Here is a 15,980-nt window from a genome sequence, read left to right as displayed (position 1 = left end):
GGGACACGAGATGCGCCCATAGCTCAGCTGGATAGAGCGTCTGTCTACGGAACAGAAGGTCAGGGGTTCGAATCCCTTTGGGCGCACAGATGAGGTCCGCACCGGTTCGCCGGTGCGGACCTTTTGCGTTAACCAGCGCCTTACATTATCCAGCGCCCCGTCCGGCGAGCATCCATCCGGCCGGTACCCCACCTGCCGGCGCCCCGTCCTGTCACCGCCCGGGCGTAGGCTTTCCCCATGATGCCGGACGCTGTTGAGCGCGAATTTGACGTAGTGGTGATCGGCGCAGGCGCCGTAGGGGAAAACGTGGCGGACCGGGTGGTCCAGGGAGGATTGACGGCAGTCCTGGTGGAGGCAGAACTGGTAGGCGGCGAGTGCTCCTACTGGGCCTGCATGCCGTCCAAGGCACTGCTCCGGCCGGGCACTGCACTGCATGGCGCACAGACAACGCCGGGCGCAAAAGAGGCCGTCACGCGCACGCTGGACGCTGCAGCCGTGCTGAAGCGCCGGGATTACATGACCGCCAACTGGCAGGACGACGGCCAGGTGTCATGGGTCAAGGAGGCGGGCATCGAACTGGTCCGCGGCCACGCATGGCTGACGGCGGCCAAGTCCGTGGAGGTGGCCGGACTGGACGGAACCTCGCACCGGCTCCGGGCGCGGCAGGCGGTAGTCCTGGCAACCGGCTCCATGCCCAACACTCCCCCCATCGAGGGACTGCAGGACCTCCAGGTGTGGGGCACCCGCGAAGCGACGTCGGCGAAAGAGGTCCCGGAGCGGCTGGCTGTCCTTGGCGGCGGCGTGGCGGGCACCGAACTTGCCCAGGCATTCGCCCGCCTGGGATCCGATGTAACACTCGTGGCGCGCAGCGGCCTGCTGCGGAACTTTCCGGAGGAGGCCGCACGGCTTGTGGCCGCGGGGCTGCGCGCGGACGGCGTCGAACTCCGCCTCAACACGGCTACCGAGCGCATCAGCGAAAACGACGACGGCACGTTCGGCCTGGCGCTGTCCGACGGGTCCACCGTAACGGCCAACAAGGTCCTGGTCTCCACCGGACGGCACCCCGCACTGGAGGGGCTCGGCCTGGAAAGCCTTGGCTTCGAGCCGGACAAGGACGGCCACCTCGTCCTGGCTACCGACGCCACCGGCCTGGTAGTGGGAACGCCGGGAGACGAGCCGTGGCTGTATGCGGTGGGTGACGCCGCCGGCAACAACCTCTACACGCACCAGGGAAAGTACGAGGCCCGCGCCACGGGCGACGCCATCGCCGCCCGTGCAAAAGGGGAACTGAAAGGCGCGCCGGCCGAATGGAGCCGTTACGCCCAGACCGCCAACCGGCATGCAGTGCCGGGCGTGGTCTTTACCGACCCTGAACTGGCCTCCGTGGGGCGCACCCTGGAGAAGGCGAGGGAGGAAGGATATAACGCCTCCTCGGTGGAGCTTCCCATCCAGGTGGCCGGGTCCTCACTCCATTCCGAAAACTACGAGGGCTGGGCGCAACTGGTGGTGGACGAGGACCGCAAGGTCCTCCTCGGGGCCACGTTCGCCGGACCGGACGTAGCCGAACTGCTGCACGCCGCAACCATCGCCGTCGTGGGCGAAGTTCCGTTGGACCGCCTGTGGCATGCCGTGCCGTCCTATCCGACCATCAGCGAGGTGTGGTTGCGTCTCTTGGAGAAGTACGGCCTGTGACAAGATTTTTGAACTGACCGGTCAGTTTTGTTAAGCTGGAAGCAGCCGCATTCACCGTGAAAGGCGATTCTTGCTTTCAGCGCACCAGCTCCACGTCAAAGGCCGCCGCGATTCCCTGCTTCCACCCACTTCGCTCAGCGTCAGCCGGGGCGAACTGCTTCTCGCCGCCGGCAGGCGCCAGGACCACAGGACAGCCCTTGCCCTGGTCCTGAGCGGCAGGATGAAGCCCAGCAGCGGGATGCTCAGCTGGGACAGCCACCAGCGCATCCGCCAGCTTCGGCTTGCCAGCGCGTTGGTGGACTCCCCCGGCGTCAACGAACCCGAGCAGCACCTGAGCGTCCGCGACCTCGTGACGGAGGATCTGGCCCTGGTCCCGCGCCGTTACCGGGGAGCGCTGCTGAGCGGGCCCTGGCTCAAGGTCAACGGCTTTGAGGATATTGCCGGCCTCTGGACCGAGCAGCTGGAGCCGCGCCGCCGGCTTAGGCTCCTCGCCTCCCTGGCCCTTGCCAACCCCCGCACGGACCTGCTGGTAGTGGACTCACCGGATAGGCACAGCGTGGATGAAGGAGACTGGCTGCCGCAGCTCCGGCAATTGGCGTCCGACGCCGGGCGGCCGCTCGCCGTCGTAGCCACGGTCAGTGCCCTCCCGCAGTCATGGACCGGTCCAGCCGTGGAAATCGGCAACGCCGAGGCGGCCCGCGAATCCGGGGGCCACGCACTGCCACGGGAAGCGGCGGATCTTGGGGACGATGCAGGGTCCCGGGAGGAAGCAGGGCCCCGGGAGGAAGCAGGGGCGCAAGGCGACGCGGACCGCCGCCCGGACCACCAGCACACCCACTTCGAAACAGAGGTTGCCAAGTGACCGTACTGCGGCTGGCCCGCTCCGAACTCAAGCGCATGACGGGCGGCCTGCTGCCCAAGCTGACCATCCTGGCGCTGACGATGGTTCCCCTGCTGTACGGCGCCGTTTATCTCTATGCCAACTGGGACCCGTACGGGAACCTGGACCACCTGGATGCGGCGCTGGTTGTGGAGGACACCGGCGCCACCGCCAGCGACGGCACCCGGCTTGCCGCCGGGACCAAAGTGGCAGACAGCCTGGTGGAGGGCAACGTCTTCCACTGGGTTCCGGTGGCAAGCACCGAGGAAGCCGACCAGGGGGTCAGCGACGGTGAGTATGCGTTCGCCCTGAAGATCCCGAAAGACTTTTCCGCCAACCTCGTATCGCCGGGCAGCTTCGATTCGGCCAGCCAGGCGATGCTGAACGTCACCACGAACGACGCGAACAACTATCTCCTGAGCACCATCGTGGACAAGCTGACCACGTCCGTGCACAGCACCGTAGCCACGGAGGTGGGCGAGGAAACGGCCAACCAGCTGTTGACCGGCTTCGGTACCATCCATACGCGGATGGTGCAGGCCGCTGATGGCGCCGGCCGGCTGGCCGACGGCGTGGTGCAGCTTCGGGACGGTGCCACCGGGCTCCAGGAGGGAACGTCCAGCCTCAGCGCCGGCGCTGACGACCTTTACGCAGGCCAACTGAAGCTGCGGGACGGCGCCAACCAGCTGACCGACGGCGCCGGACAACTCAGCAGCGGCCTGTCCGTCCTCAAGGACAAGACCGCGTCCCTGCCCACCGACACACAGACCCTCGCCACGGGGGCTGCGCAGGTGGCAGCCGGCAACGCCCAGCTGAACGCGAAGTTCCAGGATGTGGCCGTCCAGCTGGAAACGGCGGACCAGGGACTCCGTACCCGTGTGATTGAATCGAACACCCGGCTGGTCAGCGCCGGCGTCCTGACCCAGGAACAGGCCGACAGTGTCCTGGCCGACTTCGACGCGACGGCGGCCTCCAGCCCGGTGGCGGCGGCGAAGGCCAAGGTCCAGACGGACGCCGCCCAGGTCCAGCAACTGGCTGACGGTGCCGAGTCCGTCAGCGTCGGTGCAGCTCAGCTCGCCGCCGGAACGCCGGCACTCAAGGACGCCGTCCAGCAGGCGTCCAGCGGCGCGGAGCAGCTGCACACCGGTGCCGCCACGCTGGCAACTGGAGGACAGGCAGCGCTGGACGGCACTGCAGGCCTTGCGGAAGGCGCACGGAAGCTGGATGCCGGCGCGGCGCAGCTTGCCTCGGGGGCTGCCACCGCTGCCGATGGCTCACGTTCGCTGGCGGACGAGCTGGGCAAGGGTGCGGGACAGGTGCCCAACCCGGATGACGCGCAGAAGAGCAACCTGTCGCGGGTGATGGCTGATCCTGTTGCAGTCAGCAACGTGTCACAGGCGAAGGCCGATTCCTACGGGGCGGGGCTTGCGCCGTTCTTCCTCACCCTGGCGCTGTGGATCGGCATCTTCATGCTGGTGCAGGTCATGCGGCCCATAACGCAGCGGGCCCTGGCTTCCAACGCGCCGTCCTGGAAAATCGCCGTCGGCGGCTGGCTGCCGTTCCTGGCGGTGTCCGCGGTCCAGGCCACCCTGCTCACCCTCGTGGTGAACCTCGCACTGGGGCTGAACCCGGTGCACCCGGTCCTCATGTGGCTCTTCATGCTGGCGGCGGCCACGGCATTCAGCGCCCTTATCCAGGGCATCGTGGCGCTGCTGGGTTCGCCGGGCAAACTGGTGGTGCTGATCCTGCTGGTGCTGCAACTGGTGTCCTCCGGGGGCACGTTCCCATGGCAGACCACTCCGGAGCCCCTCCACGTGGTGCACCAGGTCCTGCCGATGGGATACGTGGTCACCGGCATGCGGCACCTGATCTACGGTGCCGACCTGTCCATGATCGTCCCCACCGTCCTCGGGCTCCTGGGCTACACCCTGCTGGGCGCCGTCCTGTCCACGCTGGCCGTGCGCAGGAACAAGTACTGGACGTTGAAAGCCCTCAAACCGGAGATTGCAGCATGACCTCCGGCCCGCCGGCGGCAGCAAAGGGGCAGCGGCCAGGACGGACCACTGCTACCCGGCAGAAGCTCTTCGACGCGTCCATGGAGCTTATCGGCCAGCGCGGGGCCGCCAACGTCACCGTGGACGAGATCGCCCACGCCGCGGGAGTGTCAAAAGGCACCGTCTACTACAACTTCGGCAGCAAGTCCGAACTCATCGCGCAGCTGCTGCGGCACGGCGTGGACATCCTGAAGTCCCGGCTGCTCGAGGCCCGGACAGAGCCGGCCAAGGATCCGCTGCCGGCCATGGAAGCCATGATCGGCCAGGCCATGGACTTCATGGCCGAGTACCCGTCCTTCGCCCGGCTCTGGGTCAGCGAGAACTGGCGGACGCCCAGCGAATGGCAGGGCACCTTCGCAGTGCTCCGCGGCGAGCTGCTGGCTGTCATTGCCCAGGCCGTGGACGATGTGGCGAAGGCCTACCCGGTGGACGAGTCCGTGTCCCGGGGAAGCCTGGAGACGGCAATCTTCGGTGCCTGCTTTGTGGTGGGACTCGACCGGCAGACCTACAACCCGGAGCGCAGCCGTGACCAAAGCGTTGCGGCAATCATGGCCATCATGCGCGGCTACGTCCTGAAGCTGCCCGCTCCTCGGGAATGATGGTGCACATGCGCCACATGGGGAACAGCGGAAAGTTTGCGGTTGTCGCCGGCATCGTTGCCGCGTTGCTGCTCGTGCTCACGGGGATGACCCTCGCCGAGCCGGTATTCGTCGCGTTCCTTGGCGTGCTTGCCCTGGCGTATCTGTCCGCCATCGGCGAGGTCCTGGTGCGTGGCCGGCGGTTGGTGTTGCTCTGCGTCGGGGCCGGCACCAGCCTCACCGTCGGCTTTGCCCTGGCATTCCTGAGCACCTGGGAACTGGCCTTTGACGGCCAGTCCTCGTTCCTGGGCACGCCCCTGCCCACGGATGATCCGGACAACTATTTCGTCGGTGCGGCGGTGTCCTATGTGGCAACGTTCCTGGTCCTGTTCATCGGTGCCGCCTGGCCTGCGGGCAGGCGGATTGCGCCGGCCCGGCGGCCCCCGGCGAAGCGGCGGCCGGCACCTTCCCGGCCGGCGGCCCAAGGAGCCGCATCCAGAGGCGCCGGACCGAAAGCGGGTGCAGCAAAAGGCAGCGCAGCACGGGTCAGCGCAGCAAAGGGCAGCGCTGCAAAAAGCGGGACAGCACGAAGCGGGGCGGTTCAGCGCGTTTCCGGGCCGGGGACCACGTCGCGCGTACCCCCGGCAGCCAAGCGGCCGTCGTCGCCCGTTGCTCCCGCCCGCAGGCCTGCGGCCAAGCCCGGCCCCGGTTCCACCCCGCGGCGCTGACGCCGCCTGCCCAGGGTCAGCACCGCCGTCGCCACTCCGCCCAGGAGCAGGAGGCCGCCGGCGAGCTCGGTGGGCGTCGGCACCTCCCCCAGCACAAGCCAGGCGGCCGTCATCCCCACCACGGGGACCAGCAGCGTAAACGGGACAACGGCCGACGACGGGTGGCTGGCCAGGAGCCGGTTCCAGATGCCGTAGCCCACCAGTGATGCAAAAACGGCGGTGTAGAGCGCGGTGAGGACGGTGGGCGCCTGAAGGTTGGCGAGCGTGGCGAGGACCGCGTCCGGGCCGTCCACCAGCAGCGAGAGGGCGGTGAGGGGTACCGGAACCACGGCCCCGGACCAGACCACCAGGCCCAGCCCCGAGGCTGCTTTCGCTTTCCGGGCGATGACGTTTCCCGTCGCCCAGGACAGGGCAGCGGCGAGCACAATCAGGAACGGCAGCAGGGGCGCAACGGCACTCCGGCCCACGGCGACGACGGCGAGGCCTGCCACGCCCAGGACGACGCCGGCCAGCTGCCTCCGGTTCGGCCGCTCACCGAGGAACGCGGCGGCGAGGAGGACGGTCAGCAGCACCTGTGCCTGCAGGACGAGTGACGCAAGGCCGGCCGGCATGCCCAGCGCCATGGACAGGTAGAGCAGGCCGAACTGGCCCGCACTCATAAAGAGCCCGACGCCGAGGACCGCCGTCCAGCCTACGTCCGGCTTCCTGATGAAGAAGATCCAGGGCAGGACCACCAGGACGAACCGCATGGCCACGAACAGGAGCGGGGGCACATCACCGCCGCCCGGGTGCAGGCCGATGTCGATCGCCACGAAGTTCAGGCCCCACAGCACGGCAACCAGCACGGCAAGCAGGGAGTCCCGGAGATTCACGCTCCCTACTCTGCCAGAACCGCTATGCCAGAACCGCTCTGCCGGAACCCTGGCTAGTGGGCGCGGGGCACCTTGAACCTGGTGATCCTGGCGTCCTGCCCGTCCAGCTCCGCCCAGGGCTTTTCCGTCTCCAGCACGGTCAGGGCGCTGGTGGGGAAACGGGTGGCAGCGTCCATGTACGCGTCATGGTCGGAATCGCGGGAAGCCAGGTGCATCGCAAGGTCCTGCACGCCCGGCAGGTGGGAGATCAGCATGAGCGTTGTCACGGTGTCCGGCACGTGGTTTATGACTGAGAGCATGCGGAGGGCGGAAGCGGCATACAGGCCGTCCTCGAGCTTCGGCGTGGGTGCCTTGTCCCCCAGCTCAGAGCACACCCAGGTGCAGGTCTGGCGCGTGCGCAGTGCGCTGGAGCAGAGGATGAAGTCAGGGATGATGTTGTGCTTGAGCAGCCAGCGCCCGGCCAGCGGCGCTTCCCGGTGCCCGCGCTCCTCCAGCGGCCGCTCATGGTCGGGCACACCGCCGGGCCAGTCAGCCTTGGCGTGACGCATGATCACAAGGCGGCGAAGATGGTGCTCACTCATGCCCCAAGCCTAGCCAAACCCCCAGCCGCGGAGGCACATGCCGGCTGACCCCGTATGCCAAAGGCGGCATATCCCGAAAGCGCCGTTGTTGCGTGAGGTACGAGCGCAGGCGCAGAGGGATCGTGCCGCCGTTGGCGGACGTTGAAAGATCAGATCGAGTATTCCGGAGCGGCCCAGACCACGACCTCCGGGTGCTCGTAGAACCGGTAGCCCTGGCCGCGGACGGTGCGGACCGTGTTGGCGAGCCGGCCCAGCTTGGAGCGGAGGCGGCGGATGTGGACGTCGATGGTGCGCTCGTTGGGCACTTCCTCGGCGTTCCGCCACAGGCCTTCGAGCAGTTCGTCGCGGCCCACGGTGCGGGTGCCATTCTCCACCAGGTAGTTCAGGAGTTCGAACTCCTTGAACGTCAGGTTGAGCGATTCGCCGTCGAGGTGGACTTCGCGCCGGGCAAGGTCGATCAGGACACCGGACGGGCGCGGCTCCTGCGGCTGCTGCGGACGGGGCGTCTCGGTGCGCTGGCGGGAGTTTACGGTGGGGTCGCCAAAGGTGGACCGGACGACGTCGAGCGCGGAACCGGGGGTGCCGGCGGGGGCTACGGCAACCGCCGCGTAGCTTTCGGCGCCGGTTACCAGGGACTGGGCGTAGGCGCGGATTTCCTGCGCAAGCTTGGCGATGGAGGTGCCGGCCGCCGCGGCCGTTTCCTCGTCGATGCCCATGTACAGGACGAACCCGCGGGCAACATTGTCGTTGGCCACCGGGCGGACGGCATTGGGTCCTGCCACCACCGGCGTGGGTGCCGTGACAGGAGCAGACTCAGCCGCGGGAACGGCGCGGAGCTGCCCGTAGGAGTTGGGGTTGTAGCCCTGCGGCGCGTAGCCCTGGGCAGGAAAGCTGCTTCCGGAAGACGGCGAGACTGACGGGCGGGGGCCAAAGCCGGGGCGGAGGCCGGAGGGCTGGCCCGCCTTGGCGGCGTTACGGACAGAGATGTGGACGTATCCGGATGCAACTGACATGGATTGCTTACCTCAATGTGAATGGCCGCCATCGCGGCTCGAATGCTGGGTTTCCCCGCAATGCGAACTGGGGAGGGGCGCCCGACGCTGGGCTTGGGGGCGAATGCCTAAGAACTTCGAGGGGTGGAGAAGGTCAGGCGTGCATTCGACAACAGCGCATGTCGGCAGCAGCTGATGTGCTGGGCCAATATTCTGCGGCTGCAGGTGCTGTTGAGTTCTTGTTCACATTGGAAGTGTGCAGCGTAACAATGGCAACTTGCAAGTAACAATGGACCAGATCGTCCGCATTGTGAGACGAAATGCTCTATTGTGGCGCAGATCACGATTCTGGCGGACGCCAAAGAATAACATTCGTTATCCGATTCTGCGACCCGCACAGCGCTGCCCACAGAATTTCCTTCGCCCATCGGGGCTTCCTGGCCATTTTTATTCAACTGAGTGCGAAATGCCAAAATTGCCCCTTACTCCCCGGGCACGTGTCCAGCGGCGCGCGGAGCAAGGGAAGAAAATTTTCCCGACGGACCCACCTGAATCGGCCGGGAGACGCCTGGAATCACCTCAAATGCCTCAAGTTGGTTCAGCGTTACTGCTCCATGCCGCCCGTTCCGGGGCCGTCGCGGTATCCAGCTGGCTAGGCTGGGATTCACAGCCCGGTCACAGGAATCCCTTAGCCGGGCCATACCGAAGGATCGGAGAGTTGTTCCATGGCCACACCGCACTCCACCACGAACAACCTGCCCAAGCTCTCACACCCGGACGGCTCCCCTATCCGCGCCCTGGTGGTGGACGACGAGCCCAGCCTCTCTGAACTGATGAGCATGGGACTGCGCATGGCGGGCTGGTCCGTTGCTGTTGCCGCTGACGGCCCCGAGGCAGTGAAGCTCGCCAAGGACTTCCGCCCGGACGTCCTGGTGCTGGATGTCATGCTCCCCGGATTCGACGGCGTGGAGCTGCTGGGCAGGATCCGTGCATTCGCACCCGAGGTCCCGGCGCTCTTCCTCACCGCGAAGGACGCCATCCAGGACCGCATCGTAGGACTGGCAGCGGGCGGCGACGATTACGTCACCAAGCCTTTCAGCATGGAAGAGGTCCTGCTCCGGCTCCACCGGCTGGTGCAGCGTTCCGGCGTGGCCGCCATGGACACCTCCGAACTGGTGGTGGGCGACCTGGTGCTCAACGTGGACACCCGGGAGGTGACACGGGCGGGCCAAGACGTCCAGCTCACCGCCACCCAGTTTGAACTCCTCCGCTATTTGATGGAGAACCCCAAGCGCGTCATCAGCAAAGCGCAGATCCTGGACCGGGTCTGGGACTACGACTTCGGCGGCCAGGCCAACATCGTGGAGCTCTACATCTCGTACCTCCGCAAGAAGATCGACGCCGCCCACCCGCCGATGATCCACACCGTGCGCGGTGCTGGCTACGTCATCAAGCCGGCGGAGTAGGAAGCCATGGCCACCCCTCAAGCTCCGGCAGCCCACCCCCGGAGCTGGTTCAAGCCCGCCACCTGGCACCTGCGCACCCGCCTTATCGCGTTGGCCATGGCGCTGCTGATCGCCATCTGCGGAGCCGTGGGCGTGGCCAGTTATGCCTCCATGGATGCCTTCCTTACCCGCCAGCTGGACGACCAGCTCAACCAGGCCGCGGACCGGGCCAACGATCCCGGCCGCCCTCCCATGGGCGGCTTCAACGGCAGGGATCCGCTGGATGCACGCGGGCAGAGCGTGGGGACCGTCAACGCAAGAATCGTCAGTGGCCAGGTGAACAGCGGCGGCTTTCTTGCCTCCGACACCACGCGGGCCCCACTGTCCACAGAGGATAAGGAGATCCTGCTGGAACTGCCCGCCGATGGCCGCCCCGTGGACCGGACATTGTCCAATGGCGGATACCGCCTGGTTGCCGTGCAGACCAACTTTGGCGATGTCCTGGTGACCGGCCTGCCGCTCGCCGGCAAGGAAAGCACCCTTGCCTCCCTGGTCTGGACCTTCGTGTTCGTGTCCCTGGCGGGGCTGCTGATGATCGGGCTGGTGGGAACCGTCCTGATCCGGCGCACCATGAAGCCCCTGGAGCAGCTGTCCGAGGTTGCCACGCGGGTGTCGCAACTGCCCCTCGATGCCGGCGAGGTGGCGCTGGCAGTCCGCGTGCCGCCGTCAAACTCCAACCCCGGAACAGAAGTGGGCAGCGTGGGGCACGCGCTGAACCTCATGCTGGACAACGTGGCGAATGCGCTGCAGGCCCGGCAGAAGAGCGAGACCAAGGTGCGGCAGTTCGTTGCCGACGCCTCGCACGAGCTGCGGACGCCGCTGACGGCGATCCGCGGGTACACCGAGCTGATGCGGATGACCGAGGACTTCACACCGGACGGGCAGAAGTCGCTGGCCAGGGTGCAGAGCCAGTCCGAGCGGATGACGGCACTGGTGGAAGACCTGCTGCTGCTGGCAAGGCTGGACGAGGGGCAGCCCCTGAAGCTCAGCGAGGTGGATCTCACGCAACTCGTGGTGGAGAGCGTGAGTGACGAAAAGGTCATGGCCCCTGCCCACACCTGGCGGCTGGAACTGCCCGACGAACCGGTCCTGGTCAACGGGGACGCCGCTCAGTTGCGGCAGGTCCTGATGAACCTGCTGTCGAATGCACGCAAGCACACGCCGGCGGGAACCACGGTGGTCACCGGCGTCGGCACCACATCCGAGGGCGCTGCGGTGGTGACCGTAACGGACGACGGCGGCGGCATCCCCGAGGAGTTCGTGGACCACGTGTTTTCCCGGTTCGCCCGCGCAGACGCAGCGCGGAAGGGTGCGGGTGACCAGGCGGGGGCCTCGGCCGCTGAGGGAACCAGCGGACTCGGCTTGTCCATCGTGCAATCCATCATCGAGGCGCATGGCGGCAAGGTCACGGTGACGTCACAGCCCGGGAGGACAGAGTTCGCCCTCCAACTGCCCCTGATGCGCTAGATTGCACAACTCGACGCGCCGATGCCGTGATGTCCGTTACCTAAATGTGACTTATGCGCCCATCTCCTGTACCGTCGATTAGGTACGGTTCCCGTTCGGGCCGTATATCCGGATGACGCCAAGCTCTGCCACTTCCCGGATTCCGCTTGATCGAAGGCAGAGGCGGGGGACCCACCGTCCCGGGCACTGATTGCCCTTGGGGTTAAGCCAGCACGTGATTTTTCCGTGCGGCCGGATGCCCTCATCCGAACCCGACAGCTAACTCCGCAGGTGTGAGAGGCGATTCATCATGTTTACATTCCCGGCTAAACCGCGCCCAAAAAAGGGCTCAGGCAGCGATTCCCAGCGTCCGGAAGGCAAGAAGTTCACCCTCGGCAAGCGCGCCGCGGTCCTCGCAACGTCCGGTGCGCTGCTGGTAGGTATCGGCGCCGCCGGCCAGGCGACGAATGCTTTGATTCCGGCCGCAACCACCACCAGCACCTCGGCGGCGTCCTCCGATGCGCAGATGAGCATCGAAAAGAGCGAGATCCGGTCCAACCCTGCCGAGTCCCCCGCCCCCGCCGAAATCAACGTTGTTCCGCAGGCCGCCGAGCCCGCCCCGGCACCCGCACCGGAGCCCGCCCCCGCCGCAGAACCGGCTCCGGCACCCGAGCCCGCTCCTGCACCGGAGCCTGCTCCGGTCGTCGCGGTCAATGACCCGGCAGGCGCCCAGGCCTACGCGGCCGGCCAGCTCGGTTCCTACGGCTGGGCCCAGGACCAGATGCAGTGCCTGGTGACGCTGTGGACCAAGGAATCCGACTGGACCACCACGGCAACCAACCCCAGCAGCGGTGCCTACGGCATCGTCCAGTCCCTGCCCGCCGAGAAGATGGCAAGCGCCGGTGCGGACTACCTCACCAACTACCGCACGCAGATCAACTGGGGCCTGAACTACATCAAGGAGCGCTACCAGTCCCCCTGTGGCGCGCTGAACTTCCACTACGCCAACAACTGGTACTAAACCGCAGCTGAGGTACAGAACGGTGGTTGAGCCTGTCGAAACCCGGGCGGGTTTCGACAGGCTCAACCACCGTTTGTGTTAAGAATCCCGTCCGGGGATGTACTGCACCGCCCACCTGTTGCCGTCCGGATCGGCGAAGTAGACGAAGTGGCCCCAGTCCTGAACGTCCACGTCGCTGACGTCCACGCCGTTCTCCTTGAGGTGGCGGTGCGCGGCATCGATGTCGTTGACCACCAGCTGGAGGTTGGAGCCGGTCCCCGGAGGGGCGTCCGTGAGTCCTTCCCCGATGCAGATGGAGCAGGCCGAGCCCGGCGGCGTCAGCTGGACGAAGCGGATGGACTCAGTGGGCCGCTGGTCGAAATCGGCGTTGAAGCCCACCTTGTTGACGTAAAAATCCTTGGCGCGGTCCACGTCGGACACAGGGACAAACACGAGTTCAAGTTTCCAGTCCATGGGCACAGGCTACGGCTGCGCTCCTTGTCTTGGAAGGCTTGAACCTCAGCCGGCGATGCCGTACAGGCGGTCGCCCGCGTCCCCGAGGCCGGGAACAATGTAGGACTTGTCGTTCAGCTTTTCGTCAATGGAGGCCAGGACGATGGTGACATTGGCGTCCGAAAGCTCCTCTTCCAGCTTGGCGAGGCCCTCGGGTGCGGCCAGCAGGCAGATGCACGTGACGTCCGAGGCGCCGCGCTTGAACAGGAACTTGATGGCCTCGCGCAGGGTTCCGCCGGTGGCGAGCATCGGGTCCAGGACGAAGATCTGGCGGCCGGTGAGGTCCTCGGGAAGCCGCTCGGCGTAGGTGATGATGTCCAGGGTTTCCTCATCCCGGGCCATGCCAAGGAAGCCTACTTCGGCGGTGGGGACCAGCTTGGTCATGCCCTCGAGCATGCCCAGGCCTGCGCGCAGGATGGGAACCACCAGCGGGGTGGGCTTGGTGAATGCGGTTCCCACGGTGGTGCTGACGGGCGTTTCAATGGTGACGGGTTCGGTGCGGACTTCGCGGGTTGCCTCATAAGCGAGGAGGGTCACCAGCTCTTCGGTCAGCTGCCGGAACACCGGGGACGGGGTGTTTTTGTCCCTCAGGACGGTGAGCTTATGGGCGACGAGCGGGTGGTCCACAACGAGAGTTCGCATGGGTCAAAACTATCACCCGGCGTTGTCCTTCCCGTGCCCGCCGGGGCCGTCGTGATGCATGGCCTCGACCACCACATCCCGCACCACCGGATGCTCGAAATCGGGTGCCGGTCCCACATGCTCCCGCCGCCTGATCAGGTGGAACAGCCGGTGGGCCAGTATCACCATCAGCACCCACGCGAGGCCCAGCAGCCAGCCGGCCATCACGTCAGTGAGCCAGTGGTGCCCCAGGAATACCCGGCTCAACCCCATCGCGATGATGAAAATCACGCCCGTTGTGATGGCGGTGATGCGCACCCAGAGCTGGAAGAAATGCAGGCACAGGATGTAGAGCAGCACGCCGATCACCACGGTGGTGTTCAGGGTATGGCCGCTGGGGAAGGACGGCGTTGTTTCATACGGTGGCACGGCCTCCGTATGGTCCGGACGGGTCCGGCCCACCAGGCGCTTGCCGATGGTGGTGGCAGTGGTGGAGACCGCGGCCGCACCGCCAACCAGGATCAGGGGCCGCCAGGACCGGCTCAGGAACGTGAGCCAGGCGGTCAGGATGCTCGCGAGGATGGGCATCCCGACCCCGCCACCGATGTTGGTGAAGGCGGTGACGAAGGCGTCCGTTTCCGGATTCCGCAGTGACTGCGAATACTCGAGGGCGGGAATGTCGAGGCTTGCCAGGCCTTCCTCATCCACCACGTCCGAGTACACCTCGGCGCCCAGCAGTGCCATGGAGAGCACCAGGGCTCCACCGATGATCAGGGTCAGCCACAGGGCGGCGTAGGGTTTGAACCATTTGTCCACACGGTCACGGACGGTGCTCATTGTGCCTCCCGGCGCTGGTCGTCACGGGCTCAGGGTATCCTTCGAAACTATCATTGAGCCATGGTCTCCGCTGGAAAACACGACACGTGGATGGGTCTTGCCCTTGCGGAAGCCCGCCGCGCCCTTGCGACAGAGGACGTGCCGATCGGCGCCGTGGTGCTCGGGCCCGACGGCGCCGTGCTGGGTTCCGGGCGCAACCAGCGGGAGGAGCTTGGGGATCCGACGGCGCACGCCGAGGTGGTAGCAATCCGCCAGGCAGCGGAGCGGCTGCGCGAGCTCGCCGCCCGCAGCGGCGGGCAGGCAGACGGCTGGCGGCTGTCCGACTGCACGCTTGTGGTCACCCTTGAACCGTGCGCCATGTGCGCCGGCGCAATCGTCCTCGCCCGGATTCCCCGGGTTGTCTTCGGTGCCTGGGATGAGAAAGCCGGCGCCGCGGGATCGGTGTTCGATGTCCTGCGCGAGCGCCGCCTCAACCACTGGGTAGAGGTCTACCCCGGGGTGCGGGAAGCCGAATGCGCGGAACTGCTCCGCGATTTCTTCGCCGGGCACCGGAGCCGCTTGTAGCAGGATGTTGTCGCGGTCCTAGCCGGTTGCCCTCCCTGGCTCCACCGCGTCGAGGACGGTTCGTGCCGTCTGGTCCCACCCGGGCAGCAGGTCCCGGGCAGCCAGTGCCGCCGCCCGCCATTCGTCCTTCGCGGCCTGGTCCTGAAGCCAGCGGCGCAGGACGCCGGCGAGCCTCGCGGGGTTCTCCCGGTCTCCAGGCACAAGCGGTACGGCCGCGCCGGGAAGCCGGGCGCCGCCGTCGTCGTTCATCAACCCTGCCAGCCCCAGCGCTTCCTCGGCGCCTGTCCCCTGCCGCACCACCACCGGGATTCCCCGTGCCAGCGACTCCGTGACCACCATGCCGAAGGCCTCCACCCGGGACACCAGCAGGCTCAGGTCCGCGGCGTCCCACGCCCTTTCCAGGGCGTCGCCCAGGAGTTCGCCGGTGATCCGGAGCCGGTCGTCCAGCCCGGAAGCAGCGACGGCGGCCCGCACCTCCGCCGCGTACGCCGGGTCCGCCTGGTCAGATCCCACCATGGCGGCGCTCCATTCAAGATCCTTGAGCAAGGCGAGTGCTTCAACTGTCAGCAGCTGGTCCTTGTTGGGCAGGTGGGCCGCCACGACAATCAGGCGGGGCGGCCGGGACCCGGACGCCACCGGTGCTGGATCGACGCCGGGGAGGGCTACGCGGATGCCAGCGAGCCCATGGCGCTCCCGCAGGATGGCCGCCGTGCTGGTGCTGGTGGAGATTATTCCGGAAGCTGCCCGCATGGACCGCGCCTCCCGCTTCAGCGGACCGGGATCCTCCGTCACATCGACTGTCATATGCGCCAGCACCCAGGCATGCTGCCCGGCCTTGGCCGCGTACTCCAATTCGTCCGGGACGCCGACGGCGACGAGTCCGTCCACGATGTCCACGGCAGGCTCCTGCTCCGCTTCCGGACCCCAGGCGCCGATAAGGCCACCGAACCGGCGCCGGTCCTTGGCTGAGGGTTCCGGCCACGCGCCGTCGACGGGCACCACCTCGACGTCGGCCCCGAGCTGCGTCATCCCGCGGACCAGCTTGGCGTTATAGGCATTGCCGCCGGAGTGGTGGTGGATATTGCCGGGAACCAGCAGGCGGATGCGGCGCATGGGT

15 protein-coding genes, 1 tRNA gene and 1 riboswitch are annotated in these 15,980 nt (G+C 66.9%); of the genes, 9 read left to right on the top strand and 7 right to left on the bottom strand.

All coding sequences use genetic code 11. The features are described 5' to 3' along the window. Positions 1-12: 12 nt before the first annotated feature. The 5 genes from ACJJV6_RS11505 to ACJJV6_RS11485 all read left to right on the top strand — a co-directional run bounded on the left by ACJJV6_RS11505 (position 13) and on the right by ACJJV6_RS11485 (position 5,225). Positions 13-86, top strand: a tRNA-Arg gene (locus ACJJV6_RS11505). 151 nt (positions 87-237) lie between these two features. Beyond that, entirely contained in the window at positions 238-1,692 is a 1,455-nt protein-coding gene (locus tag ACJJV6_RS11500) for an NAD(P)/FAD-dependent oxidoreductase (RefSeq protein ID WP_009357322.1), read from the top strand. Positions 1,693-1,762: 70 nt separating this feature from the next. After that, positions 1,763-2,554 (top strand): ABC transporter ATP-binding protein, encoded by a 792-nt coding sequence (locus tag ACJJV6_RS11495; RefSeq protein WP_354176471.1) that lies wholly within the window; start codon positions 1,763-1,765, stop codon positions 2,552-2,554. Then, positions 2,551-4,587 carry a YhgE/Pip domain-containing protein gene (locus tag ACJJV6_RS11490; protein WP_354176469.1) on the top strand — a complete coding sequence of 679 codons (2,037 nt, stop codon included), beginning with the start codon at positions 2,551-2,553 and terminating at the stop codon, positions 4,585-4,587. Before ACJJV6_RS11495 ends, ACJJV6_RS11490 begins: the two co-directional genes overlap by 4 nt. Further along, entirely contained in the window at positions 4,584-5,225 is a 642-nt protein-coding gene (locus tag ACJJV6_RS11485; RefSeq protein WP_009357324.1) for a TetR/AcrR family transcriptional regulator, read from the top strand. Before ACJJV6_RS11490 ends, ACJJV6_RS11485 begins: the two co-directional genes overlap by 4 nt. Positions 5,226-5,805: 580 nt before the next feature. On the opposite strand, the gene ACJJV6_RS11480 is transcribed toward ACJJV6_RS11485, so the two are convergent. The 3 genes from ACJJV6_RS11480 to ACJJV6_RS11470 all read right to left on the bottom strand — a co-directional run bounded on the left by ACJJV6_RS11480 (position 5,806) and on the right by ACJJV6_RS11470 (position 8,398). Beyond that, complete coding sequence (locus ACJJV6_RS11480; protein WP_407708986.1) at positions 5,806-6,804, bottom strand: EamA family transporter; 999 nt, start codon at positions 6,802-6,804, stop codon at positions 5,806-5,808. Positions 6,805-6,857: 53 nt separating this feature from the next. Then, entirely contained in the window at positions 6,858-7,385 is a 528-nt protein-coding gene (locus tag ACJJV6_RS11475) for a histidine phosphatase family protein (protein WP_133348655.1), read from the bottom strand. A gap of 149 nt (positions 7,386-7,534) precedes the next feature. Next, complete coding sequence (locus ACJJV6_RS11470; protein WP_009357329.1) at positions 7,535-8,398, bottom strand: winged helix-turn-helix domain-containing protein; 864 nt, start codon at positions 8,396-8,398, stop codon at positions 7,535-7,537. A 704-nt stretch (positions 8,399-9,102) separates the two neighbouring features. Between ACJJV6_RS11470 and ACJJV6_RS11465 the strand changes: the two genes are divergently transcribed. From ACJJV6_RS11465 to ACJJV6_RS11455, 3 genes are all read left to right on the top strand, one after another. Beyond that, positions 9,103-9,843 (top strand): response regulator transcription factor, encoded by a 741-nt coding sequence (locus tag ACJJV6_RS11465; protein ID WP_009357330.1) that lies wholly within the window; start codon positions 9,103-9,105, stop codon positions 9,841-9,843. A 6-nt stretch (positions 9,844-9,849) separates the two neighbouring features. Next, on the top strand, positions 9,850-11,349 hold the full coding sequence (locus ACJJV6_RS11460) for a sensor histidine kinase (protein WP_407708985.1): 1,500 nt from the start codon (positions 9,850-9,852) through the stop codon (positions 11,347-11,349). Between the two features lie 123 nt (positions 11,350-11,472). Next, positions 11,473-11,633: riboswitch (cyclic di-AMP (ydaO/yuaA leader) on the top strand. 5 nt (positions 11,634-11,638) lie between these two features. Further along, positions 11,639-12,349, top strand: a complete 711-nt coding sequence (locus tag ACJJV6_RS11455; RefSeq protein ID WP_407708984.1) for a hypothetical protein — start codon at positions 11,639-11,641, stop codon at positions 12,347-12,349. 78 nt (positions 12,350-12,427) lie between these two features. On the opposite strand, the gene ACJJV6_RS11450 is transcribed toward ACJJV6_RS11455, so the two are convergent. From ACJJV6_RS11450 to ACJJV6_RS11440, 3 genes are read right to left on the bottom strand one after another with little or no spacing between them, the layout of a single operon-like run. Continuing rightward, positions 12,428-12,802, bottom strand: coding sequence for a glyoxalase superfamily protein (locus ACJJV6_RS11450; RefSeq protein WP_407708983.1), 375 nt, complete (start codon positions 12,800-12,802; stop codon positions 12,428-12,430). A 45-nt stretch (positions 12,803-12,847) separates the two neighbouring features. Continuing rightward, positions 12,848-13,483, bottom strand: a complete 636-nt coding sequence (upp, locus tag ACJJV6_RS11445) for a uracil phosphoribosyltransferase (RefSeq protein ID WP_407708982.1) — start codon at positions 13,481-13,483, stop codon at positions 12,848-12,850. A 12-nt stretch (positions 13,484-13,495) separates the two neighbouring features. Further along, positions 13,496-14,299 (bottom strand): phosphatase PAP2 family protein, encoded by an 804-nt coding sequence (locus tag ACJJV6_RS11440; protein WP_354176464.1) that lies wholly within the window; start codon positions 14,297-14,299, stop codon positions 13,496-13,498. A 60-nt stretch (positions 14,300-14,359) separates the two neighbouring features. Between ACJJV6_RS11440 and tadA the strand changes: the two genes are divergently transcribed. Beyond that, positions 14,360-14,863 (top strand): tRNA adenosine(34) deaminase TadA, encoded by a 504-nt coding sequence (gene tadA, locus ACJJV6_RS11435; protein WP_407708981.1) that lies wholly within the window; start codon positions 14,360-14,362, stop codon positions 14,861-14,863. A gap of 18 nt (positions 14,864-14,881) precedes the next feature. Here the strand turns inward: tadA and ACJJV6_RS11430 are convergent, their stop codons facing one another. After that, positions 14,882-15,976 carry a glycosyltransferase family 4 protein gene (locus ACJJV6_RS11430; RefSeq protein WP_407708980.1) on the bottom strand — a complete coding sequence of 365 codons (1,095 nt, stop codon included), beginning with the start codon at positions 15,974-15,976 and terminating at the stop codon, positions 14,882-14,884. Between the last annotated feature and the right edge of the window lie 4 nt (positions 15,977-15,980).

It is taken from the genome of Arthrobacter nitrophenolicus (assembly GCF_045833485.1).
Taxonomy (GTDB): Bacteria; Actinomycetota; Actinomycetes; order Actinomycetales; family Micrococcaceae; genus Arthrobacter; species Arthrobacter nitrophenolicus.
The sequence above is the reverse complement of the archived record's forward strand: the minus strand, read 5'-3'. Positions and strand labels throughout refer to the sequence as shown.